Annotated in this window: 20 protein-coding genes; 17 read left to right on the top strand and 3 right to left on the bottom strand. The window is 31.3% G+C overall.

The features are described 5' to 3' along the window. Positions 1 to 19: 19 nt before the first annotated feature. The 3 genes from Ctaglu_RS02950 (at position 20) to Ctaglu_RS02940 (ending at position 2,552) form a co-directional block, all read left to right on the top strand. The gene (locus Ctaglu_RS02950; RefSeq protein WP_124997928.1) at positions 20 to 802 is read left to right on the top strand and encodes a flagellar hook-basal body complex protein; all 783 of its coding nucleotides are present in this window, start codon (positions 20 to 22) and stop codon (positions 800 to 802) included. Between the two features lie 28 nt (positions 803 to 830). Next, a complete protein-coding gene (locus Ctaglu_RS02945; protein ID WP_124997927.1) occupies positions 831 to 1,628 on the top strand; it encodes a flagellar hook-basal body complex protein in 798 nt (265 codons plus the stop codon). Positions 1,629 to 1,772: 144 nt separating this feature from the next. Next, positions 1,773 to 2,552: a hypothetical protein gene (locus Ctaglu_RS02940; RefSeq protein WP_124997925.1), complete on the top strand. Its 780-nt coding sequence runs from the start codon at positions 1,773 to 1,775 to the stop codon at positions 2,550 to 2,552. A 121-nt stretch (positions 2,553 to 2,673) separates the two neighbouring features. Here the strand turns inward: Ctaglu_RS02940 and Ctaglu_RS02935 are convergent, their stop codons facing one another. Beyond that, a complete protein-coding gene (locus tag Ctaglu_RS02935) occupies positions 2,674 to 4,317 on the bottom strand; it encodes a putative manganese-dependent inorganic diphosphatase (protein WP_124997923.1) in 1,644 nt (547 codons plus the stop codon). A gap of 361 nt (positions 4,318 to 4,678) precedes the next feature. On the opposite strand from Ctaglu_RS02935, the gene Ctaglu_RS02930 reads away from it, so the two are divergent. After that, entirely contained in the window at positions 4,679 to 7,216 is a 2,538-nt protein-coding gene (locus Ctaglu_RS02930; RefSeq protein ID WP_233439679.1) for a cation-translocating P-type ATPase, read from the top strand. Between the two features lie 63 nt (positions 7,217 to 7,279). On the opposite strand, the gene Ctaglu_RS02925 is transcribed toward Ctaglu_RS02930, so the two are convergent. Continuing rightward, positions 7,280 to 7,699, bottom strand: coding sequence for a hypothetical protein (locus Ctaglu_RS02925; RefSeq protein ID WP_124997919.1), 420 nt, complete (start codon positions 7,697 to 7,699; stop codon positions 7,280 to 7,282). A 246-nt stretch (positions 7,700 to 7,945) separates the two neighbouring features. On the opposite strand from Ctaglu_RS02925, the gene Ctaglu_RS02920 reads away from it, so the two are divergent. Next, positions 7,946 to 10,240 carry an AAA family ATPase gene (locus Ctaglu_RS02920; RefSeq protein WP_124997917.1) on the top strand — a complete coding sequence of 765 codons (2,295 nt, stop codon included), beginning with the start codon at positions 7,946 to 7,948 and terminating at the stop codon, positions 10,238 to 10,240. A gap of 60 nt (positions 10,241 to 10,300) precedes the next feature. Here the strand turns inward: Ctaglu_RS02920 and ychF are convergent, their stop codons facing one another. Continuing rightward, positions 10,301 to 11,398, bottom strand: a complete 1,098-nt coding sequence (gene ychF / locus Ctaglu_RS02915; protein ID WP_124997914.1) for a redox-regulated ATPase YchF — start codon at positions 11,396 to 11,398, stop codon at positions 10,301 to 10,303. 309 nt (positions 11,399 to 11,707) lie between these two features. Between ychF and mraZ the strand changes: the two genes are divergently transcribed. The 12 genes from mraZ (at position 11,708) to Ctaglu_RS02855 (ending at position 24,182) form a co-directional block, all read left to right on the top strand. Continuing rightward, entirely contained in the window at positions 11,708 to 12,136 is a 429-nt protein-coding gene (mraZ, locus tag Ctaglu_RS02910) for a division/cell wall cluster transcriptional repressor MraZ (RefSeq protein ID WP_124997912.1), read from the top strand. Between the two features lie 31 nt (positions 12,137 to 12,167). Further along, positions 12,168 to 13,100 (top strand): 16S rRNA (cytosine(1402)-N(4))-methyltransferase RsmH, encoded by a 933-nt coding sequence (gene rsmH / locus Ctaglu_RS02905; protein ID WP_124997910.1) that lies wholly within the window; start codon positions 12,168 to 12,170, stop codon positions 13,098 to 13,100. 27 nt (positions 13,101 to 13,127) lie between these two features. Then, a complete protein-coding gene (locus Ctaglu_RS02900) occupies positions 13,128 to 13,637 on the top strand; it encodes a cell division protein FtsL (protein WP_124997908.1) in 510 nt (169 codons plus the stop codon). A 62-nt stretch (positions 13,638 to 13,699) separates the two neighbouring features. Continuing rightward, on the top strand, positions 13,700 to 15,895 hold the full coding sequence (locus tag Ctaglu_RS02895; RefSeq protein WP_124997906.1) for a stage V sporulation protein D: 2,196 nt from the start codon (positions 13,700 to 13,702) through the stop codon (positions 15,893 to 15,895). A gap of 286 nt (positions 15,896 to 16,181) precedes the next feature. Then, complete coding sequence (locus Ctaglu_RS02890) at positions 16,182 to 17,627, top strand: UDP-N-acetylmuramoyl-L-alanyl-D-glutamate--2,6-diaminopimelate ligase (protein ID WP_124997903.1); 1,446 nt, start codon at positions 16,182 to 16,184, stop codon at positions 17,625 to 17,627. Further along, positions 17,628 to 19,079: a UDP-N-acetylmuramoyl-tripeptide--D-alanyl-D-alanine ligase gene (locus tag Ctaglu_RS02885; RefSeq protein ID WP_124997901.1), complete on the top strand. Its 1,452-nt coding sequence runs from the start codon at positions 17,628 to 17,630 to the stop codon at positions 19,077 to 19,079. Then, entirely contained in the window at positions 19,076 to 20,029 is a 954-nt protein-coding gene (gene mraY, locus Ctaglu_RS02880; protein ID WP_124997899.1) for a phospho-N-acetylmuramoyl-pentapeptide-transferase, read from the top strand. Before Ctaglu_RS02885 ends, mraY begins: the two co-directional genes overlap by 4 nt. Before the next feature lie 147 nt (positions 20,030 to 20,176). Further along, entirely contained in the window at positions 20,177 to 21,283 is a 1,107-nt protein-coding gene (gene spoVE, locus Ctaglu_RS02875) for a stage V sporulation protein E (RefSeq protein ID WP_124997897.1), read from the top strand. Positions 21,284 to 21,534: 251 nt separating this feature from the next. Further along, positions 21,535 to 22,341, top strand: coding sequence for a cell division protein FtsQ/DivIB (locus tag Ctaglu_RS02870; protein WP_124997895.1), 807 nt, complete (start codon positions 21,535 to 21,537; stop codon positions 22,339 to 22,341). A 46-nt stretch (positions 22,342 to 22,387) separates the two neighbouring features. Continuing rightward, complete coding sequence (locus tag Ctaglu_RS02865; RefSeq protein WP_124997893.1) at positions 22,388 to 23,107, top strand: DUF881 domain-containing protein; 720 nt, start codon at positions 22,388 to 22,390, stop codon at positions 23,105 to 23,107. 10 nt (positions 23,108 to 23,117) lie between these two features. Continuing rightward, positions 23,118 to 23,459, top strand: coding sequence for a small basic family protein (locus Ctaglu_RS02860; RefSeq protein ID WP_124997891.1), 342 nt, complete (start codon positions 23,118 to 23,120; stop codon positions 23,457 to 23,459). Positions 23,460 to 23,468: 9 nt separating this feature from the next. Continuing rightward, positions 23,469 to 24,182 carry a DUF881 domain-containing protein gene (locus Ctaglu_RS02855; protein ID WP_124997889.1) on the top strand — a complete coding sequence of 238 codons (714 nt, stop codon included), beginning with the start codon at positions 23,469 to 23,471 and terminating at the stop codon, positions 24,180 to 24,182. Positions 24,183 to 24,290 lie beyond the last annotated feature (108 nt).

The raw sequence follows: 24,290 nt of genomic DNA, 5'->3' as shown, positions 1-24,290 counted from the left end.
ATAATAAGGATGTGGGAAAATGATTAGAGGTCTTTACACAGCAGTGACAGGACTCATAACTGGAGAAGCTAAACAAAGTATAGTAGCTAATAATTTAGCAAATGCCAATACAAATGGTTTTAAAAGTGAAAATCTTTCTATTAAAAAATTTGATGATGTATTAATACAAAACTATGATAAAATTGTAAATGGCAAAAACACTAAAAATACTATTGGTTCTTTGAGTATGGGAAGTAGAATCGATGATATAAACACAGAATTTACTCAAGGTCTTATTAAAACAACGGATAAATCCACAGATTTTGCAATTGAAGGAAAAGGATTTTTTACAGTGCAAAGGAATGATGGTATTAATAATAAGGATTATTACACTAGAAGCGGTAATTTTCATGTTGATGGACAGGGCTATTTGGTAACAGATAGCGGAGACAAGGTGTTATGTAAAAACAAAGCAACAAATGCAGTACAACCACTATTTGTTGGTGATGCTAAACTTAAAGCTGATAAATACGGAAATATCTCAGTTAATGGCGAAAATTTATATAAATTAAATACAGTGGACTTTGCAGATTATAAAACTCTTAAAAAAGTTGGAGATAATTTGTTTGAAGGAGTAAATCCGTTGCAAAATCAAAATATTACAGTTAGACAAAACGCACTAGAAAAATCTAATGTTAATATTACAAATGAAATGATAAATATGATGACAATTTTGAGAAATTTTGAAAGTAATCAAAAAGTTTTACAAGCAATGGATGAAACACTGGGAAAAGCTGTTAATGATGTTGGTACAGTAAGATAAAATGTGCAAATGAGGGGGAATGTAGCAGATGTTAAGACTTTTATGGAATAGTCAAAGCTCTATGATGGCTCAACAAGAAAAATTAGATTGTATATCAAATAATATTGCAAACGTAAATACTAATGGTTATAAAAAAATTAATGCAAATTTTAAGGACCTTGTTTACGAGTCACTTGACAGAAATGGATACCCAGTATCTTCTGATAAAAATGGTAAGTCCATACTTCAAAACGGTACTGGTGTTAGGCTAGGAGAATGGACAAGAGATAATATGCAAGGCGGTGTTACAAATACAAACCTTCCAACGGATTTGGCTATAGATGGTACAGGCTATTTTGAAGTGGTTCAGCCGGATGGTAGTAAAGCCTATACAAGAACAGGTAATTTTCTCACAGATTCAAGCGGTACCATAGTTGATCAGGGGGGGAATAGATTAAGTATAGTTGATGCACAGGGTAATAATATTAACAGAGTGAATGGACCTTATAAATTCAATAGGAACAATTTTAATGTAGATGACAAGGGTGTTGTAACTATAAAAGGAAGCACTGGAAACGTACCTCTTGGAAAAGTGAAAATTGCAAATGTTGTAGGTGATAATTCAATGATTTCTATAGGAGACAGTTTATTTATGCCAAAGCCTGGTGCACAGGTTGTTCAAAGTAATGATTATTCTGTTATGCAGGGATATTTAGAACTATCTAATGTTGATATGGCAACAGAAATGACGGATATGCTTGTGACTCAAAGGGCCTTTCAACTTAGTTCTTCTACTTTAAAAACTGCTGATGAAATGTGGCAAATGGCTAATAATTTACGCAAATAAATTTATTGTTAAAATAGACATGCTTTTATAGGCATGTCTATTTTGGCTTGATTTAAATAATAAAATAAAAATAGTTTTAATTAAAGACTTACCCTCATATATTAATATTAAAGTGCGTAATAATATGATCTGGGGGGAAAGTAAATGGGAATAGGATATGTATTTGGGTGTTTACTTAGTATATTGCTATGGAGACTAGATAGGCAAGGCTTATTTAATTCTTTTAATATAAAATTAAGGAAAAAAATAAAAAATATATATTTGCTGCAAACTTTATATTTTTCTGCTGTAATTGTTATATATATTGGGCTTGCTTTCATGGAAAATAGTTCTATTATGAAAAGTACTGAGTTATACAATGCCTTGGTGGCTTTTATAGTAATAGATATAAGTAATACAGAGAGAAAGAACTTAGATCACACTGAAAGAAAACGTTTTTATGACACGATGTCAACTATCTCTAGATCACTTATATGTGGATTTATTGCGCCTTTATTTTATATTATTATGATTGGAAACGGAGCTGCTATAATATTCGCTTTAATTTACAATTTGAGTTTTGATGAGAATTTGAATATAATAGGTAGAGTTCTATCTATAGCTTGTATAATTCCAGCATTAATAGGTGAGATGTTTTTATATTCAATTTATGTTTTTAAAAACAAAAGCTTAAGGATAAAGTTTAAAGGTGATTATATTAATAACCTTTGGAAAACACCTCTTCTTAATGTGGATATACTAGCTGCTTATATAGAATCCGTTAATTTCTATTTTCATTATAATGGTAATAATATGCATTATCTAAAAAGCTATGGAGAATATAATAACAAGATCGATGATGCATGCGTTAAGGATTATTTAAGTATAAGTTATTCTATATGTTTTATACTCTTTATTGCTACTTTGCTTGTAAAACTAGTATAGATTAAAATTGAAAATTAAAAAGGAAGCAATAAACTGCGTTTATTGCTTCCTTTTATCTTTAGGCATGATTCAATTCCTATTTTTTCGCAAGAAAAAATTTCTTGCACTCTTAACTCTGAATTTATTTTATTTGATTTATGGCAGCAGAAATAGGTGGTATAACTTGTTTCTTTCTTGATACTATACCAGGAATATATACACCATTATCAGTAAGAGTAACATTAAAGGCTTTTGAAACAATGTCCTTATGTTCCCCTGCAGCTATTAATACGGAACCTCCATTTAATATGTCAGTTAGCATTAGTAAAATAATATCATAGCTACTTTCCTTGGATTTTTTATTCATTAGCGTTATTATATCATCTTTCAATGAGTCAAAGCCATCAATATACATTGTACCAACTTGTGATACTCCTACTTTATAATTATTAAGAGAAAAGGTCTTAAAGTCTTGGTAGAAAATTTCTTGAGCAGTTTTACCCTCAAGAGATGTACCAGCTTTAAACATTTCTTTAGCAAACTCTTCTATATTTAAATTGGCAATTTGAGCTAATCTTTTTAATACAAGCTCATCTACTATAGTAGATGTAGGAGATTTAAGTAGCAGTGTATCAGAAATTATCGCTGCACATAGAAGACCAGCAGCGCTTTTTGAAGGTCTGATTCCATTTTCAAAGAATATGGAGGCTACGATGGTGGAAGTGCTACCTACGGGCTCATTTCTAAAATATATAGGAAAGCCAGTTTGAACATCTGCAATTCTATGATGGTCTATTATTTCTAATACTTCAGCATCTTCTAGGCCTGACACAGATTGACTTCTTTCATTATGATCCATAAGTATTACTTTTTTTCTGTTTTGTGATATTAAATGAAATCTGGATACACTTCCAATAACTTTATTATTTTCATCAATTACTGGGTAACTCCTGTACCTAGTTTCAAGCATAATATCCTTTATGTCTTCAATAAAGTCATCTGTATTAAAGCTTAAAACATTTTTTTTCGTCATAACATAATCTATAGGGATACTTTGAGTTATTAATCTAGAAGCTGTAAAAGTATCATAAGGGGTCAATATAATTGTGCAATTATTAGCCTTTGCAAGTTTTACAACTTCAGCCTTTGGAGGATGATTTCCTGTAATAATTAAAAGGCAAGCTTTAGAATTAATTATTAAAGATTGAGAATCTTCTCTGTCGCCACATATGGCAATGTCACCGGCCTCAATTACAGTTTTGGTGCTTTCAGGATTCATAGCAGCTACAATAATCTTTCCAGTTATTTTAAAAGTATCTTCTGATTTAAACAAGCATTTAGCTGCTAGAGTATCTAAAATATTCTCAAGTGTAGTATTACTTTTAGCTAGAATAGAATTGTCCCAAATATCTAAATAGCTTGCGGCAAGATTTGAAATTGAAGCTACACCAGCTAGCCTATCATTTTCATCTATAACAGGTAGAGTATTAATATTATTTTTCTTCATAATGGACCAGGCCATTTTCAGAGAAATATCAGGTGATATAGGAGCTACAATATCTATATCTAAATCAGAAACCTGTGTTTTAACCGTAGTTATAAGCTCAGGTTCCGCTACTTTAAAGTAATTAAGTATAAATTGTGTTTCCAAATTTGTTGCACCCAGTCTTATAGCAACTGCAGGGATTTTTCCAGTTTTATTTTTAAACTCTGCATATGCAATAGCAGAGCAAATAGAGTCAGTATCTGGATTTTTATGTCCAGTAACATAAATAATGTTTTTCACGTATGTTCCTCCTAGTTTTCGTCTGGGATAGGTAAAAATTATAAATTGTTACATACCCTAGTATTTCATTTGTAAATTTTTATTAATAATCATTGTTATTACTATTTTATATTTAAACTTGTATATTGTAAAGAAAAAACCAAGGCTATGTAAAATAATATACTAGATTCCTTTCATATGTAAGTAAATAAGCACATATATTATTAAAGAATAAAATATATAGTAATATAGCAAAGTAACAAAATTAGTAAATGGCATGTAGGTGGGAGAAGTATAAGGGGGCATGGAAGTGATTAACGAACAATTGTCAAAGGATAGTGCAAAGGATAAAAATAAGGAAGTAGGATCTGTTTATGATAGTATAAGCACATCAAAGGGGCTAAGCACAGAAGAGGTGGAAAATAGATTAAAGAGATATGGATTTAACAAACTAGAAAATAAAAAAAAGATATCTCCTGTTTCAATATTTTTTTCTCAATTCAATGATTTTATTACTTGGATACTAATTGTTGCAACATTGATTTCAGGAATCATGGGTGAAAAAGCGGATGCAATAACTATATTTATTATAGTTATAATGAATGGAATACTAGGTTTTATTCAAGAGTATAGAACTGAGAGGTCTCTTGAGGCTTTAAGTCAGCTAGCGGCACCAACTGCTAAAGTACTTAGAAATGGAGGGATACTAGTAATAAACGCCATATATTTAGTTCCCGGTGATTTAGTGATTTTAGAAAGTGGAGATAGAGTTCCAGCGGATTGTATTTTGACTGAGGATAATAATGCAATGCTAGATGAGTCACTACTTACTGGGGAATCAGCAGGAGTACACAAAAGTGTAAGTTCTAGTGATAATAACATTTATATGGGAACAATAATGCTTACAGGAAAAGCTAAAGCAAAAGTTGTGGCAACAGGCATGAGCACAGAAATGGGAAAAATAGCAAATATGCTTCATAATATTGAGAATGAGAAATCTCCATTGAAAGAAAGGCTGGATCATCTTGGAAAAATATTAGTTGCATTATGTATAATAATTTGCGTCGTTGTAACATTTATGGGTATTTGGCGTGGGCAAGATAAGTACGCAATGTTCCTACTGGGGGTAAGTCTAGCAGTAGCTGCAATACCAGAGGGCCTCACTGCTATTGTTACGGTAGCTTTGGCCCTTGGAGTATCTAGAATGCTTAAAAGGAAAGCACTAGTTAGAAAACTGCCAGCGGTTGAAACACTAGGTTGTACTTCTGTAATATGCACAGATAAAACAGGAACTCTAACTGAAAATAATATGACAGTAAAAGCATTGTATTTTAATGGTCAGATTTACAATGTTGATACAGATAAAATTCCATTAAATATAATTATGAAAAGTGCATATACATACTGTAATGATTGTAATTATGATTTCAATGGAAAAAATCTAGAAAAGTGCCTCTTTGGTGATCCTACTGAGACCGCATTAATTAAAGGTTTTTTTGGAAGTTCCAAGGAGTTACAAGAATTTTTAAAAAAATCCAGACGTGTATATGAAATACCTTTTAACTCAACAAGAAAAATTATGTCTGTCATTGTAAAAGAAGGTGATAGAGAAGTTTGCTACGTAAAGGGTGCTCCAGAAAGAGTTGTAGAAAAATGCAATTATATATTGATAGATGGAAATGTGCAGCCAATGCTTCCAAGCTATAAAAATGCACTACTCAGGGCTATAGATTCTATGTCTTATAAGGCACTAAGATGCATTGCATCTGCCTATAAGGTGGCGGGCATTGTGAAAAATGATAATCTAGAGTCTAATTTAATTTTTATAGGTGTTGTAGGTATAATTGATCCTCCTCGGACTGAAGTAAAGGAGGCAGTTTTAAAATGCAAGGTTGCAGGTATAAAACCTGTAATGATAACAGGAGACCACAAAAATACAGCTTATGCTATTGGTAAAGAGTTAGATATTTGTAGTGAGCCTAGTGAGGTTATAACTGGAGATGAACTTGACCTATTAAACGATAAGCAATTAGAAAAAAATATAAATAATTATAAGATATTCGCAAGAGTAAGCCCAAAACATAAGTTAAGAATTGTAAAAGCATTTAAATTAAGTAACGGAATTGTTGCCATGACCGGAGATGGTGTAAATGATGCCCCAGCCATAAAAGAAGCAGATATTGGCATAGCTATGGGTATATCTGGAACAGATGTAACTAAAGAGGCAGCCTCAATGATTCTTTTAGATGATAATTTTGCAACCATTGTTGCAGCAGTAGAAGAGGGGCGTGTAATATATAATAATATAAGAAAATTTATTAGGTATTTATTGTCCTGTAATTTAGGGGAAGTACTTACTATGTTTTTGGCTTCTCTATTCTATTTAGAAAATCCACTGCTTCCAATACAAATTTTATTTGTAAATTTAGTTACAGATGGACTTCCTGCTATTGCTCTTGGAGTTGATCCTGCTGACGGTGATATTATGTTTGAAAAGCCAAGAGAAAAGAATGAAAGTGTATTTTCAAGAGGACTTACAGAAAAGATTGTAATTCGGGGATGTCTCATTGGTGTATGTACAATATTATCTTTTATTTGTGGTAAATATTATGGTATGAGCCTTGAGGCATGTAGAACACTGGCTCTTGGAACTCTAGTTTTATCGCAACTTATACATGTGTTTGAATGTAGGTCAGAAAAGCTATCTTTATTTGAAATCAATCCATTTACTAATTTGTACCTGATAGGTGCTGTAGGAATATCCGTACTTATGCTACTTAGCATAGTTTACGTACCAGCACTTCAAAGGGTATTTCATACAATACCACTCCAGCTTGGTCAATGGTTAATTATCCTATTTTTCTCTGGTATTATTTCTTTTATAAATAGCTTGTACTTATATTTAATTCACAATCATTAAATGTTTTTACGCATAAAAAAAAGTATATATTACGCATTAGTAGTAATATATACTTTTTTAACTTTATTTAAGACGTTTATCCGGTCTTGCCCTTTGAACTTTTGGAGCAGGGGTATTCCCTTTTGTTGGAACTAAATCCTTCTTAGTGGTCATATTTCTAATATTTACAATTTGAATCTGCTCTCTGTGCTCTTTTCCTTTTTTACCCTTCATTCCTTGAATTATAACAGAATGTCCTTGAAGCACAGAAATAAAGTTGATTTTTTTAAACCAACGTTTTTTCTTAAATACGCACTTAGCAATAGATTTACTTCCGTCTGCCTTTACTAAGATGGTTACAATTAATTTATAAAATATTTTAAAGTAATTTTTTTCCTCTACTTTGACAGATAGAACTCTACCTTGAGCTTGAGTAAGTCTGTCACCATATCTTTTTAAATAAGCCTGTGTATAGCTATTAGTCAATTTGTCTTTAAATCCCATCAGTATTACTCCTTTACAATAGAAATTATAAAAAATATAAAAAGTCAATAACTTATTATATCTTATGTTGTAATTTAACTCAAGTATTAATAAAAGTCTATTTTTAATTTCATGATTCAAATTTCCTTGAAAAAAAATCTATATGCATAATTGTAAAAAATATTATTATCTCTTAATGATAATATTTGTTCCTAAATTAGTAAATTAAGAATATTAATATAATAAAGGATTGAAAGGAGGAGGAATATGAACAGGGAATTAACTCCAAAGGACATTATTTATGAATTTGATATTGAAGATATGAACGCAGGCGAACCCTTAGATTCATTGCCACAGTATTTTGATGTAATAGAAAATATTAAAACTGCTCTGAGTATAGATAAAGAGGGCTTTAATGTTTATTTAATAGACGATTTTTCAAAAGAGGCTCTTAAAGATATTATGAAATATGTAAATAAAATTTTCGAAAATAAGCCAAAACCAAAAGATATTTGTTATGTATTATATGAAGATGAAAAATTTCCTAAAGTGATTTCTGTAAGTAATGGGGGTGCTAATAGGCTAAAAGACACTCTTGAGGATCTACAGAATGAGTATTTAGAGCGCACCTTTAAGTTTTATAACAATTCTACAGATAAAGAAAAGGAAGAAATTCAGGAAAATATTCAAAAGAAAAGAAATGAACTAATTTCTAAACTAATAGATGCAGCTAAAGATAAAGGCTTTGATATAAAATCTGCTAATAATGGATTTACATTCATTCCTTTAAGTAGCGGGAAAGAAATGACTGAAAATGAATATGATATATTAGATAGTGAAAAAAAAGAAGGAATTTTAGAGACCGTGCGCATTTTAAAAGATAAAGCTAGGGAAACATTAGAGGAGTTAAAAGATATTGAAGCAAGGGATATAGATAAATTAAAACAAATAATGGAAGCATATTATAAAAATGAAATGAGTGATTTAAAACAAGAATATGAAAATAGATTCATTGAAGATGAAGTTGTTCAAAATTATTTTCATATGGTAGAAAATAACATTGAAAAAAAACTTATAGATAATTATTCACTAAGCTTTGATGAGGATGAGGAAAAAATAAATGAAATTATATTTAAATATGCTGTAAATGTAATGGTAGATAATAGTAAGAAGGGCGTTCCACCAGTAATATTTGAACAAGATCCTAATTTAACAAACTTACTTGGAAATATAGAATATGAAAATCATAATGGGGCTTATTCTACGAATATAGAACTTATAAAAAGTGGTAGTATGTTAAAAGCAAATGAAGGGTGTTTGGTGATTAGAGCAAACACATTGTTAAGTAATCCTTCAGCTTACTATTATTTAAAAAAGTCATTGCAAGCAGAGAAAGTAGATGTGACGTGCAACAGAAGTTATTATGACATGGTTTCATTAAGTACAATAAAACCAGAGCCCATACCAATTAAAGAAAAGGTAATTCTTATTGGGGATTATGAAACTTACGATTTACTTTATAATTATGATGAAGACTTTAGAAAAATTTTCACTATAAAAGCAGAATGTAGTCCGCTTCAGGATATAGATAATAATTTAAAGAGCTCTTTAGTATTTGAAATAAATAATATTTGTAGTGAAAATAATTTTAAAATTCTTACGGGTGGAGCTGTAAGAGAAGTGGCAAAGGTTTTATCTCGAAAGGCTCAGAGTAGGAAAAAAATATACTATGATAAATATGAAATAAGTAAGTTAATAACATTATCAAACAATAGGGTGTGCGAAGAAAATAGGCAAGAAATTAGTGCAGAAGATATAATCCACATAGCATACAGGCAAGACATTATGGAAAAGGAGATTTTAAATAATTATACTGAAAAGAAAATGCTCATTGACGTTAAAAATAGTAGAGTCGGACAAGTGAATGGATTATCGGTAATTGATACTGGATATTTGAGTTTTGGTAAGCCAATAAAGATTACATGCCGTTGCTATAAAGGAGAAGGAAATATTGTAGACGTTCAAAAGGATAGTAATCTAAGTGGAAATATCCATAGTAAATCCATTAATATTCTAAAGGGATATATAAGTGCTATTAATGGGGGACTCACTAAACTACCAGTGGACTTTCACCTAAGTTTTGAACAAATTTACGGGAAAGTGGATGGAGATAGTGCGTCTGTAGCAGAAATAGTATGTATGCTATCAGCCCTAAGTAAGATACCTGTAAAACAAAATATTGCAGTCACAGGCTCTGTAAATCAATTTGGAGATGTTCAACCTATAGGTGGAGTAAACGATAAAATAGAGGGTTTTTTTGGAGTTTGCAAGGCAATAGATACAATAGTGGGCAAAGGTGTAATGATACCAATGTCTAATGCAGATGATTTGGTTTTAAGTGCAGAAGTTGAGAGAGAAATTAAGAATGGAAACTTTCACATATATACTATGACCTCTATAGAAGATGCTATGGAGGTTCTAATGGGAACTTCTGATACGGACGTCCAAGGCATAATGACAGCTATAAACAAAGAGTTAAAAAAATATAATAGCAAAAGATGATGATTTAATGCTATTAAAAAAACAGGACTGATATATTTTAAATATACAAGTCCTGTTTTTTTATACGTTAAATCTAAAATTAACTACATCGCCATCTTGCATAATATATTCTTTTCCTTCAAGTCTAAATAGTCCTTTTTCCTTAGCTGCGGCTTCAGAGCCACATTCAACTAATTTGTCAAAGGAAACTATTTCTGCTCTTATAAATCCTCTTTCAATATCTGAATGGATTTTTCCGGCTGCCGCAGGGGCTTTAGTTCCATTGTTTATAGTCCATGCTCTTATTTCTTGAGGACCTGCAGTTAGATAGCTCATTAACCCGAGTAACTTATAACTTGCGTGAATAAGCTTATCTAGTCCTGATTCATCAAGACCATATTCATTTAGAAGTTCTATTTTTTCATCATCCTCTAGAGTGGAAAGTTCTTCTTCAAGCCTTGCGCAAACTATAATTACTTCTGAATTCTCATTACTAGCAAATTCTTTAACTTTTTTAACCATATCATTATCTAGATTACCGGACACTAAATCATCCTCACTAATATTTGCTGCATATAATACTGGTTTTGAAGTAATTAGGAAAAGGCTGTTTACAAAAATAGATTCTTCCTCAGTAAATGTAAGTGTTCTTACTGGAAGGTTTGCTTCAAGGTGGTTTTTCACTCTTTCCATAAGATCATATTCTGTTTTTGCTGTTTTGTCACCAGAACGAACTAGTTTTACTGACTTTTCCATTCTTCGTTCCAGTACGTCAAGATCAGAAAAAATAAGTTCTAAATTAATAGTATCTATATCACGTAGCGGGTCAACGCTTCCATCTACGTGAATGATATTGTCATCTTTAAAGCATCTTACCACATGAACTATAGATTCTACTTCTCTGATGTGAGATAAAAACTTATTACCTAGACCTTCTCCTTTGCTGGCTCCTTTTACAAGACCTGCTATATCATAAAATTCAATTGCGGTATGAATTACCTTCTTACTATTATAAAGAGCTTTTAGCACATCTAGTCTTTTGTCACGAACACTAACAACTCCTACATTTGGTTCTATAGTACAAAATGGGTAATTAGCAGATTCTGCTCCTGCTTTTGTTATTGCATTAAATAATGTGCTCTTCCCTACATTTGGTAAACCTACAATTCCTAGCTTCATATATATGTACATTCCTTTCTTACTTTTAAATTATTAACACCTTGTTAATTATACTCTAGATTTGTTTGCATATCAAGAAAGTAAATCCAGGTGTAGGTTTTCAACTAAAACCTATAGGAGATTAATATTGTATTTTTAGTAAATATATCCTATTAAAATAACAAATAACTTTAATTAATATTAAAAATTGATAATAACTCTTTAAAATAAGAAGGAATTTTCGCTTTTCTATAGAATAATAATAAAAAGTGGTTTAGAATGGATTAAAGTGGGTTAAAGTGGATTAAATTTATAAGCTGGGGGAATAAAATGTTTATTGGTGAATATCAACATGCCATTGATGCTAAAAACAGAATAATTATTCCCACTAAATTTAGAGAGGGATTAGGAAATGAATTCATTTTAACCAAGGGTCTAGATGGTTGTTTATACATTTATACATTGCCAGAATGGACGATAATGGAAGAAAAATTAAAGAAACTCCCATTAACTAGCAAGGATGCAAGAGCTTTTGTGAGATTTTTTTTCTCGGGTGCTAATGAAATAACAATAGATAAGCAAGGAAGAGCTTTAATACCACAAAATTTATGTGAATACGCTGGCTTGCAAAAGGAAATAGTAAGCATAGGAGTATCAACTAGAATAGAAATATGGGCTAAAAATAAGTGGGATGAATATAATGACTCAGATATGAATTTTGATGAGATAGCAGAAAAAATGATGGAACTCGGAATATAAATTAAAATAGGTATAAAAAAGGAGATAAATTATGGAATTTAAGCATTTGCCAGTTTTATTAAATGAGTGCCTCGATGCACTAGATATTAAAGAGGATGGAATTTATGTTGATTGTACATTAGGTGGCGGGGGGCATTCCATAGAAATTTTAAAGAGATTATCGCCCCAGGGAAGATTAATTGGAATTGATCAAGATGAGGATGCGTTAAGGGCCGCTGCGGAAAACCTTAAAGAATATAATAATGTTACATATGTGCATAATAATTTTTACAATATTGAAGAAATACTTCAAAAACTGGAAATAGAAAAAGTGGATGGTATTCTCATGGATTTAGGGGTGTCTTCTTTTCAATTAGATAGTGCAGAACGTGGATTTAGCTACATGAAAGATGCGAGGCTTGATATGAGAATGGATAGAAGCAAAGGAATATCTGCCTATGATGTGGTGAATAATTATAGCGAGGAAGAAATAGGAGAGGTTTTAAGAAATTATGGAGAAGAGAAATTTTCAAAAAGAATAGCTAATTTTATAATAGATAGAAGAGTCGAAAAACCTATTGAGACTACTTTGGAACTAGTGAATGTTATAGATGCAGCTATTCCAGCCAAGTATAAGAGAGAAGGTGGACATCCGGCTAAGAGAACATTTCAGGGCATAAGAATTGAAGTTAATGGGGAACTAAAAATATTAAGTAAGGCAGTGCAAGATGGAGTACAGAGGCTAAATCACGGTGGAAGAATGGCAATTATTACATTCCAATCACTTGAAGATAGAATTATTAAAAATGAATTTAAAGACTTACATGACCCTTGTAAGTGCCCAAAAGAGTTACCTATGTGTGTGTGTGGTAAAACACCAATTGTAAAACTTATAAGTAGAAAACCTATAGTTGCAACTGAGGAAGAATTAGAAATTAACAAAAGAAGCAGAAGTGCAAAATTAAGAGTGGCCCAAAAAAATTAGTTCTAATTTAGAGATGGGGTGAATAAAGTGATAGTAGAAAAAAACAAGTTTAGAATGGATGGGAATACTGTATTATCACCAGACCATGAGACTGGAAAACGAAAATATGAGGAGACACGAAAAAAGAAGTATGAGGATTTAGAAAAATCAAGGCAACAGACAAACCAAAGTAAAAGACTAAAGGATATAAAAAATAAAAAAAATATTCTTACAAATATTCTTTTAGGTTTTGTTATCGGAGTTGTTATTATTGCTAGGTATTGTATGATTTATAATTATCAAGATACAACCTCTAAAGCCAAATCTCAAATAGAAACATTAAGTAGAGAAAACGATGCTTATAAGCTACAACTAATTAAGTTTAGGAATATAAGTTATATTGAGAAAACAGCTACAGAGAAACTTCATATGGCGAAACCACGAATTAGCGATGTACAATACTGCAATTTGAGCAAAAACAATTTAGTAGAAGAGAAAAAATCAGAAGTTAAAGTAAGTAACGAAATAGTAAATAAAATAAAAAATTTCATATTTTAGGGCAGCAATTATTATTTTCACAGATATTAGTATTTCGCAGATATTAGTAAGGAGGAACCACATTGCCAAAAGGAGAGTATAGGGACAAGGTATTAGTTAAACGTAGAATGTTGGTTGTCTTTTTCATACTTTTTCTTTTGTTTTTGCTATTAGTTAGTAGGTTAAGCTACGTAATGATAGTTAAGGGAAAGGATTACAAAGAAAGAGCCATATTACAGTGGACAAGTGACGTTCGTATTGCACCACAACGAGGACGAATTTTAGACAGAAATGAAAATGAATTAGCTATAAGTGCAAATGTTTTTAGAGTAGACTTAGATCTTAATTCATTAAGAACTACTACAAAGAAAAACAAATTAACTATGGAGGGTATTGCACCAGAACTAGCTAAAATACTTGGAATGGAATCTAAGGATGTTTTATCTACTTTAACTCGGAAAAATTCAAAGGGGAAATCTGTTGGATCAGCTATTTTGAAGAGAAGGATAGATAAGGATATAGCCGATAAAATTGTTGATTTTTCGGCCAGTAAGAAGCTCCGAGGAATTGTAATTACTGGAGATACAAAAAGATACTATCCCAATAATAATTTCTTAGCAAACGTTCTAGGACATACTAACTCTGATGGTAATGGATTAACAGGTGTTGAACTGTATTACGATAAATATCTATCTGGCATACCTGGGATAAATCTTTCTGAAACTGATCAAAAAAGTGAGAATTTGCCCTATAAAATATCAGATTATACAAAACCAGTAAATGGTAAAGATGTAGTTCTTACTATTGATGAGATGATTCAATATTTTTGTGAAAAAGCAGCGACGCAGGCTATGGTTGATAATAAGGCAAATGCTGTTACTATAATTGCAATGAATCCTAAAAATGGAGAAATATTAGGCATGGTCAATAAACCAGACTATAATCCAAATGACCCTTGGGATCTTACTAAAAGTTTTGATGAAAATCAAAAGGCTTGGAGAAATAGAGCAGTAAGTGATACATTTGAGCCAGGATCTATTTTTAAAGTAGTTACAGCTACAGCGGCCATGGAGGAGAAGGTAGTTAATGATACTGATAGATTTGTATGCAATGGTAGTAATGTAGTTAACGGTAAAGTGGTAAAGTGTTGGAAAACCACAGGACATGGGTCTCAAAGTTTTGTAGATATTTTAAAAAACTCTTGCAATGTTGGGTTTATGGAACTAGGCAAACGACTGGGGCCAGAAAAACTAAATAAGTATATTTACTTGTTTGGATTTGGCAAAAAAACTGCTATTGATTTAAATGGAGAAGCGCTAGGAATAATTAGAAAAACTAAAGATATGACCCCTCTTGACGTAGCAGTAACATCCTTTGGTCAAGGTAATACACTATCTTGTGTCCAGTATTTAACAGCCTTTAATGCTATTGCAAATGGGGGGAAACTTATAACTCCTCATGTTATGAAAGAGATAGCAGCTTATGATGATTTAAAGAATAAAAAAATTATACAAGCATATTCTAATTTTAATGAAAGAAAAATAATAGATGAGGCAGTGGCAAAGCAACTACGCAGTTACCTAGAACAGGTTATAGAAAATGGTGGTGGTAAGAAGGCATATATTGCAGGATACCATATTGCTGGTAAGACAGGAACTGCTCAAAAGATAAATTCCACAGGGGTAGGTTATGCACCAGGGAAATATGTTGCCTCCTTTGCTGGAATGGCACCTGCCAGTGATCCACAAGTAACACTGTTGGTTTCAATTGATGAACCGGATCCATCCAACTATTATGGTGGTCAGATTGCAACAGTAGTTGCGAAACAAGCTTTTAATGATATATTTAATTACTTATCATTAAAATCAGATGCTTCTATTGAGGAAACTTCAAAAAGTTTACTTAGGGATATTATTGTGCCTGAGGTAAGAGGTCTTAAAAAAGCAGAGGCCGAGAAAATATTAAAAGAAAATAGTTTAAAGCTAAAATTAGGAGCAGAGGGAGAAGTTATAACAGATATGACTCCAAAACCTGGATATACAGTTAAAGAAGGAACTGAAATCATTCTACACACGGATACAAAATTACAGTATAGTAATACAGTAATAGTTCCAAATATCAAAGGGAATAGCCCAGAAAAAGCTAGTGAAATGTTAAATAGTCTTGGGCTGAAAGTTGAATTTATTGGAGATGGAATAGTATCAGAACAAAGCATGGAGGGCTCTGAAGTGAAAAAGGGAACTACCATTACAGTACATTTAGATCTTATGGCTGACTAGCTAAGTATGCTGTATAATATATATAAAAAGCAAGAAAATAAATAACAAGTCAGTATGGAGAACTTTGACTTGTTATTTATTTTCGTGTAACATAAAGATGATAAAAAAAGGTGGCACTCAGAATTTCTAAATTGACTGATTGCCATGTTGCGAGTTATAGTAATTTTTTTTATGAAATATACTTTAGATGTATACTATTTTCAAAAAAAGGTTAGTAATAATAACAAAAGTATTTTTTGTAGGCATGCTATATGTGTAACAACATATTTAAGGGAGTGGTGGTAATATGAAACTTGAAAAAATTATGGAGAATATTAATTTGGATTTAATTAGTGGGAATATGGATATAGATATAAACAAAATTCAATATGATTCAAGAAAAATCAAAAGTGGAGATTTATTTTTCTGTATACAAGGGTATAAAGTTGATGGACATGAATATATACAAAATGCAATTAACAATGGAGCGGTTGCTATTGTATGTGAGAAGAATATAGAAAAGCAATCAAATTGCAGTGTAATTAAAGTAGGAGATAGTAGAAAGGCATTAGCCCTAAGTGCATCGAATTACTATGAGAAACCTAGTAGTAAGATGAAAATGATAGGAATCACAGGTACTAATGGAAAAACAACTTCAGCATTTATGATTAAAGCTATTTTAGAGGAGCAAGGGTATAAGGTTGGACTTATTGGAACTATAGCAAATTTTATTGGAGCCGACAAAATTCATACTGAGAGAACTACTCCAGAATCACTAGAGTTACATGAGCTTTTCAAAAAAATGGTGGAGTCACGTGTGGATTATTGTGTTATGGAGGTGTCTTCTCATTCTTTGACTTTAGATAGGGTATATGGAATAGAGTTTTGTGAAAGCATTTTCACAAATTTAACGCAAGATCATTTAGATTTTCATAAAACCTTTGAAAACTATTTCAATGCGAAACTAACATTATTTAAATATAGTAAAAACTCTATAATTAATATTGATGATTCTTATGGAGACAAAGCTTATAATTTAATTAAAAGTAGTAAATTGAGTTATGGATTAAATTCTAGTGCAGATATTAGGGCTAGTAATATAAAAATGAACTCAAGGGGAAGCAGTTTCACTGTGCACTATAAAGACAGCTCTTTTGAAATACAATTAAATATACCTGGGAATTATAATATACATAATGCCCTTGGATGCATTGGAGTTTGTTTAAATGAGGGAATAGATATATCTGCAATTAAACTAGGGCTAAAAAAAGTACAAGTGCTTGGGCGTTGTGAACTTGTTAAAAGTACACACAACTTGGGATTTGAAATAATTTTAGATTATGCACATACACCTGATGCATTAGAAAACATACTAAAAACCGTAAGAGAATTTACAAAAGGTAGACTTATATGTGTTTTTGGTTGCGGTGGAGATAGAGATAAAACCAAAAGAACTATAATGGGAAAAATCGGGACGCAGCTTTGTGATATTTCAATAATAACTTCTGATAATCCAAGAACTGAAGACCCGGTGCAAATAATTAATGATATAGCATCCGGCATTGAAAAAGATAATTTTGAAATTATAGTAGATAGAACTATGGCTATAAAAAGAGCAATTGAAATTGCAATGAAAGATGATGTAATTGTTATTGCAGGAAAGGGCCATGAGGACTATCAGGTTTTGAAAGATAAAACTATACATTTTGATGAGAGAGAAATTGTTTTAGATATAATAAAGGAGAGTTTTTAGATGGAGTATATTACACTAGACGAGATAATTTGCGCAACACGTGGGGAAATATTAGTTAAAGGCGAAAGTACCTTATATAACAATGTTTGCATGGATACAAGAGCCATAAAAGACAAGGATATTTTTATAGCGTTAAAAGGTGAAAATTTTAATGCTAATGATTTTACCTGCGAGGCTAGTAAAAAAGGAGCTTCAATTTGCATAATTGATGAAATGAAATTTGAAAAGGCTGAGATTAATGGTAAAACTACCATAATTAAAGTAGGAGATACAAAAAAAGCATTAAGAGATCTTGCAAAATTTTATTTGAGTAAGTTAAATTTACAAGTAGTAGGAATTACAGGTTCTACAGGCAAAACATCTACAAAGGATTTGGTTGCAGCGGTGCTGTCCCAAAAATTCAAAGTTTTTAAAACCCTGGGCAATTTTAATAACGAAATAGGATTACCTATGATGATATTTAAGTTAGATAAAAGTTATGATATTGCAGTGCTAGAAATGGGCATGAGTGATTTTGGAGAGATTCATAACCTATGTGAGACTTCAAAACCTAATATTGGTATTATTACTAATATTGGAATGTCTCATCTTGAAAATCTTAAAACAAGAGAAAATATTTTAAAGGCTAAAATGGAGATAACAGATTTTTTTACAGAGGATAGTGTTTTAATTGTAAATTCAGATAATGATTTATTAGAAGACGTAGATTCATCAAACTATAAAACTATAAAAACCGGAATTGATTCTAGGGCAGATTTTAAAGCCTGTGATTTGAATATTTTTGAGCACAAAATAACATTTGCAGTAAAAGAGGCTGGGATTTTAGCAAAAGATACAATTGAGGTTAATGTACCTGGAAGACATAACGTGCTAAATTCCTTGCTAGCAGTAGCTTGCGGAAGGGTGCTTTGCATGAGCTATGATGAAATTGCCAGTGGCTTTAAAAATTTAGAAGCTACCTCTATGCGTCTAGATATAACAAAGGGTGAAAAATTCACTATAATTAACGACTGTTATAATGCTAGTCCGGATTCAATGCTAGCTGCAATGGATGTACTTTGTAACGTTAGTGGAAAGTCTAAAATTGCCATACTAGGTACTATGAGAGAACTTGGGGATAATGCCTTTGATGCACATAAACAAGTTGGAGAGTATGCAAAAGTTAAAAATATTGATTTATTAATTACCCTAGGCGAATTTAATGAGGCATATAAACAAGGATTTAATGATATAAATAAATATAGGTGTTTTGAAACTTATGATGAGGTAATTTCTTTTCTAAAAGGAATTATCGCTCCAAATGATGTTGTTTTAGTTAAAGCTTCAAGATATATGAAGTTTGAGAGTATAGCTCGTGAACTCGTGAATCTTAATTCACGTGCGAATATTAATTCGCCTGTGAATATTAATGCGTTAGAGCATATAAATGCCAAAGAGGTGACTGGAAAATGAGTTTAATTATTTATGCAGTTCTAATTGCATTTTTTCTATCAATAGTACAAGGTCCACTATTAATTCCAATGTTACATAAACTTAAGTTTGGTCAAAATATAAGGGAAGAAGGACCTAAAAGTCATCTTAAAAAAGCAGGCACACCTACTATGGGTGGTATTATATTTATGATTTCAACAATAATTACAATGTTAATCATTGTTAGACATACTAGCGATGAAGCTATGATTGCATTATATTGTTTTATAGCTTTTGGATTAATTGGACTTATTGATGATGTTTTAAAAATAAAACATAAAAAAAATGAAGGACTTACATCAAGACAAAAGATGCTACTTTTACTTATAGTGGGAGGCGTGGTTGGATATTACTCTTCAATTAAAATAGGAACAGATATAATGATACCTTTTTCAAATAAAAGTGTAGATTTGGGTTATGGCTATGTGCCGTTTATTATTTTTTATTTTGCAGCAACTACAAATGCAGTTAATTTAACAGATGGATTAGATGGCCTTTCTACTTCAGTTACAATAGTAGTTATGACATTTTTTGCATTAGTTAGTAATATGATGTTTCATTCTACTCTTGCAATATTTTGCGCTGCCCTTGCAGGTGCATTATTAGGATTTTTAAAATTCAATTCTTATAAAGCACAAATTTTTATGGGAGATATGGGATCTCTGGCACTTGGTGGTGCAGTAGCTGCAGTGGGCATGATACTAAAATTGCCACTACTCGTTGCTATTGTAGGTGGCGTATATGTTCTAGAAGCTCTCTCAGTTATTATTCAAGTTTTAGTATTTAAATCTACAGGTAAGAGAGTGTTTAAGATGTCTCCAATTCATCATCACTTTGAATTAAGTGGATGGCAGGAAACTAAAATTGTTGCAGTATTCTCCATTGTAACAGTAATTTTATGTATAGTTGGATTTCTATCCTTTACCTATTAGAGTTTAACGACATTTCAGAAGGAAAGTCTCCCACTTCTATAAGTGGGGTCGCATACTACAACAAAAATAAAACTTCAGTGGGAGTATAAATATCCTTCTGAAGTCGTTAATTTCAGCTCCTAGGAGATGATTTAAGGAGGATATATTATGAAAAAATCCAAGGTTAAAATGGGACAAATAGATTTTGTGTTATTTGCTACCATAATGCTTCTTGTGGCTATAGGAGTAGTAATGGTGTATAGTGCCAGCTCATATTCAGCGGCTTTCAAATTAAATGATCCAGAATATTATCTGAAAAAGCAATTAATGTGGGCGATTATTGGCTTTGTTTTTATGGTTACAGCAGTTAAAACTGATTATCATATTATAAAAAAATATACTGGGATCATTATGATAATTACATTAGTACTATTGATTGTTGTACTTGCATGTCCACCCGTTAACGGTGCTAGGAGATGGATTCCATTAGGATTTGCAGGTCTTCAACCATCGGAAATTGCAAAATATGCTATAGTATTATATATGGCTAAAAGCTTAGACATGAAAGGCGAAAAAGTTAAAGAGTTCACTAAAGGTATAGTTCCATACCTATTAGTTTCGGGATTTTATGCAGCTATAATTTTGCTAGAGCCTAATTTAAGTATTGCATCTGTTATAATGATTGTTACTGTAATTATTTTATTTGCGGTAGGGGCAAGATTTGTACACATTTTTGCTATAGGTTCCTCCTTAGTAGCTGCAGTTGGTGTTTTAGCAATTACTGCAGATTATAGATTGAAAAGACTTATGAATTTTAGAGATCCTTTTGCTGATAGTCAAGGTGAGGGATACCAACTAGTTCAATCACTGCTCGCACTTGGATCAGGTGGAGTAACCGGTGCGGGGATTGGACAATCAAGACAAAAGTGCTTGTATATACCGGAACCCTGGACGGATTTTATTTTTCCAATAATTGGTGAAGAATTAGGTCTAATCGGATGCGCTTTTATAATTTTATTATTTGTAATACTTGTATGGCGTGGTATTAAAATAGCAGTTACGGCTAAAGATATGTACGGTACCATTTTAGCTATTGGAATTACATCTGTTATAGCTATTCAAGCAATTATTAATATAGCAGTGGTTACTGGGTCAATGCCGGTTACGGGTGTGCCACTGCCTTTTATAAGTTATGGTGGTTCATCCCTTCTTTTCAATATGATTGCCATGGGAATACTTTTAAATGTGTCAAGGCAAAGTACAAGCAAAAATTAAAAGGTAAGGCATGCACAAATGCATGCCTTTTATACTGCTTCCTAATATAAAATATTAATTTTTTAAAAATACTATAAAATACATTCAAATTGAGATGAAAATAATTAAATTAAGTGGTATTATATATAGATGAGTGAGTTATAAAGTTGATTAATATAAATTAAACACAGATGTAATCTACTGTCTATAAGTTTACACTTTAAAAGTGCAAATCTATAAAAAAATATGTATTATTGAATGTGAGGAAGTGAATGAACAAGAAAAGTGATAATCTTAAAAATGGGAATTATATTATAAAAAATAAAGAAAAATTATTATTTAAAAGAAAGCATAAAAAAAGAGTAAAACGTTTAGTGTGGTTATCAATAATTATGGTATGTATATTAATTACATTATGTTTTAAATTACCTTATTTTAATATTAAAACTATTGAAATCCTAGGAAATTCAAATGCTTCTAAAGTTGAAATTACCGAGGCTGCTCAAATTAAGCCCGGAAGTAATATTTTTTATGCAAGTTTTAAAGAGAGTAAAAAAAGAATTACTAAAAATCCTTATATATTAGGCGTAACCTTTAAAAAAGTTCTTCCAAACAAGATTACAATAAAAGTAGAGGAAAGAATAGCTGTATTTTATGGAAAAGTAAACAACGCTTATTACATTTTAGATAACAAAGGCATTCTGCTTGAAAAAAGATCCGATATTAAAGATAAGAACTTAGTTAATTTAGTTGGATTTAATTACGAAAAATGCGAAATCGGAGATTTAATTGTATCGGAAGATGATAGAAAAATCAATATTGCAAATCAAATAACAAATATCATTACTACCTATAGGAAAACCAATAGTGCCATTAAAATAACTATGGTAGATGTAAGCAATGTTTTAGATGTAAAGGCTTTTTCTGGAGAGATGTGCATTAAATTTGGAACATCAGATGATTTGAAAAACAAATTTAATAAGGCGATAAACATTATTTCAGAGCCTGAATATAAGAGTGCCAAGGGATATGTGGATGTTAGTTTTGCCGGTAATCCAGTTATTTTTAGGAGCAAGTAGTAGAAAATAATAATTATCTCCCCAGAGAGTAGCAAGGAGGAAGTCAATGAAGAAGTTTAAATCCCAAATGTCTATTGGCGTAATATGTATATTACTAGGGTTTATGATAACTTACCAATTTAAAATGATAAGCAAACAAAATTTAACAGCAGATACTAATAAGAACACACCAGAAATTATAACTGAAAATGAGCAATTAAAAAAGAGTAAAGAAGCCATGCAGAAAAAAATTGATGAATTAGATACCAAAACAAAGGAATATGAAAATGCTGCTAAGGGAAGAGATGAGCAAAGTGGACTATTGTACAAAGAGCTGGAAGAGACAAGGATACTTACTGGAGGAACCGAAGTAGAAGGAGAGGGCATGCTAATATATATAACTCCTAAAAGTGATGTTTTTGGTAGTAACCCTGAAGCTCAGCTTATAAATGATGCGGATTTAGTTCATATAGTAAATGAATTAAATGCTGCAGGTGCTGAAGCGATTTCCATTAATGATATTAGACTTACTTCTCGTAGTGGGATAAGAAATGCAGGGAATGCAATTATTATAAATGATGAAAGAATTTCTTATAATAATAGAATTATTATTAAAGCAATTGGGAAAAAGGACATTTTAGAAGGTGTTATAAGTTTTGCAGGAGCAATTCCACTAAGTCTTAGTCAGACCTGCGATATAACAATGGAAAAATCAAGCAAGGTTGTGATTCTCAAATATAATAAAGCATATAAATTTGATTTTGCTAAACCAATAGAAAAGAAGTAGAGGTGATGAAATGGTTGCTTTTGTAGGTTTGTTAATAGGTATTATATTAGGAATTGTGTGGAATGTCGATATTCCAATTAAATTTTCTCCATACATTTCTGTAGCAATTTTTGCATGTTTAGATTCTGTTTTTGGGGCGCTAAGAGGGTCGATTTCACATAATTTCAGAGCCGATATTTTTGTGTCAGGATTTTTCGGGAATTCAGCATTAGCTGTAGCTATGGTTTATCTAGGTGATAAATTGGGAATTCCAATTTACCTGGCTGCAGTTATTGTATTTGGAGGAAGGATATTTGATAACTTTGCAATTATTAGACGACTTTTAATAGACAAAACCAAATCTCACTCGTGAGGTGATTAAATGAAAAATAATGAAGCTACTATATTTGTTTTTATTGCGTCAATAATAATAGGACTTCTTATAGCTATGAATCTTGGATTTGAAGGGAACCGTAATTTTTTAGATGTAAAGCAATATGATTTAGCCTATAATGAGAGAAGTAAATTATATTCTGAACTAAATAATTTAAAGCAGCAATACTTTGATTCCACATCAAAGCTTAAAAAATATGATAGTGGTGATGTGAAAAAAAATAAAGTTTTAGAAGAAATTCAAAATGAAGTTAGTGAAAACAATATTATCTTAGGAAAGAGTGATGTTAAGGGCACTGGGATTAAAATCACATTAGAGGATGGTATCAGTGATATTAATGAGTATAGTACTGAACAGTTAATTCATGACCGTGATATTATGCAAGTGATAAATGACCTCAGAAGTGCAGGAGCAGAAGCAATTTCTGTTAATGGTCAAAGAATTGTCTATGATAATTATGCATTATGTAATGGTGCGCCTATTGATTTGAATGGAGTTAAGATAGTAGTCCCATTCTATATTGATGCCATAGGAAATAAAGATGTTTTGTATAATTATTTAACATTAGAGTCCACCTATATAAAAAAGTTAAAGTTTAGACAAGTTAAAATTAACATTATTAAGTCAGATGATATAAAAATATTAGCATATACAGGTAAATATAAGTATTTATACATGGATGCTATAAATAAAGAAAAATAATATAATTTAAGTTGATATAAAAATAATGAAGGGATTTTTCTCTTCAATGAAGAAATAAACTAGAAATGGGAGATAACAATTAATAATTCTGTTATACCATTAGAACCG

Origin of the sequence: Clostridium tagluense, from assembly GCF_003865095.1 — a bacterium.
GTDB lineage: Bacteria > Bacillota > Clostridia > Clostridiales > Clostridiaceae > Clostridium_AD > Clostridium_AD tagluense.
The sequence above is the reverse complement of the archived record's forward strand: the minus strand, read 5'-3'. Positions and strand labels throughout refer to the sequence as shown.

What these genes read in the sequence shown, in the direction of transcription:
- Ctaglu_RS02865 (WP_124997893.1), top strand. Translation starts at nt 22,388, where the DNA reads ATGAAGAAGTTTAAATCCCAAATGTCTATTGGCGTAATATGTATATTA.
- Ctaglu_RS02860 (WP_124997891.1), top strand. Translation starts at nt 23,118, where the DNA reads ATGGTTGCTTTTGTAGGTTTGTTAATAGGTATTATATTAGGAATTGTG.
- Ctaglu_RS02870 (WP_124997895.1), top strand. Translation starts at nt 21,535, where the DNA reads ATGAACAAGAAAAGTGATAATCTTAAAAATGGGAATTATATTATAAAA.
- Ctaglu_RS02890 (WP_124997903.1), top strand. Translation starts at nt 16,182, where the DNA reads ATGAAACTTGAAAAAATTATGGAGAATATTAATTTGGATTTAATTAGT.
- mraZ (WP_124997912.1), top strand. Translation starts at nt 11,708, where the DNA reads ATGTTTATTGGTGAATATCAACATGCCATTGATGCTAAAAACAGAATA.
- ychF (WP_124997914.1), bottom strand. Translation starts at nt 11,398, where the DNA reads ATGAAGCTAGGAATTGTAGGTTTACCAAATGTAGGGAAGAGCACATTA.
- Ctaglu_RS02925 (WP_124997919.1), bottom strand. Translation starts at nt 7,699, where the DNA reads ATGGGATTTAAAGACAAATTGACTAATAGCTATACACAGGCTTATTTA.
- rsmH (WP_124997910.1), top strand. Translation starts at nt 12,168, where the DNA reads ATGGAATTTAAGCATTTGCCAGTTTTATTAAATGAGTGCCTCGATGCA.
- mraY (WP_124997899.1), top strand. Translation starts at nt 19,076, where the DNA reads ATGAGTTTAATTATTTATGCAGTTCTAATTGCATTTTTTCTATCAATA.
- Ctaglu_RS02940 (WP_124997925.1), top strand. Translation starts at nt 1,773, where the DNA reads ATGGGAATAGGATATGTATTTGGGTGTTTACTTAGTATATTGCTATGG.
- spoVE (WP_124997897.1), top strand. Translation starts at nt 20,177, where the DNA reads ATGAAAAAATCCAAGGTTAAAATGGGACAAATAGATTTTGTGTTATTT.
- Ctaglu_RS02855 (WP_124997889.1), top strand. Translation starts at nt 23,469, where the DNA reads ATGAAAAATAATGAAGCTACTATATTTGTTTTTATTGCGTCAATAATA.
- Ctaglu_RS02945 (WP_124997927.1), top strand. Translation starts at nt 831, where the DNA reads ATGTTAAGACTTTTATGGAATAGTCAAAGCTCTATGATGGCTCAACAA.
- Ctaglu_RS02920 (WP_124997917.1), top strand. Translation starts at nt 7,946, where the DNA reads ATGAACAGGGAATTAACTCCAAAGGACATTATTTATGAATTTGATATT.
- Ctaglu_RS02885 (WP_124997901.1), top strand. Translation starts at nt 17,628, where the DNA reads ATGGAGTATATTACACTAGACGAGATAATTTGCGCAACACGTGGGGAA.
- Ctaglu_RS02950 (WP_124997928.1), top strand. Translation starts at nt 20, where the DNA reads ATGATTAGAGGTCTTTACACAGCAGTGACAGGACTCATAACTGGAGAA.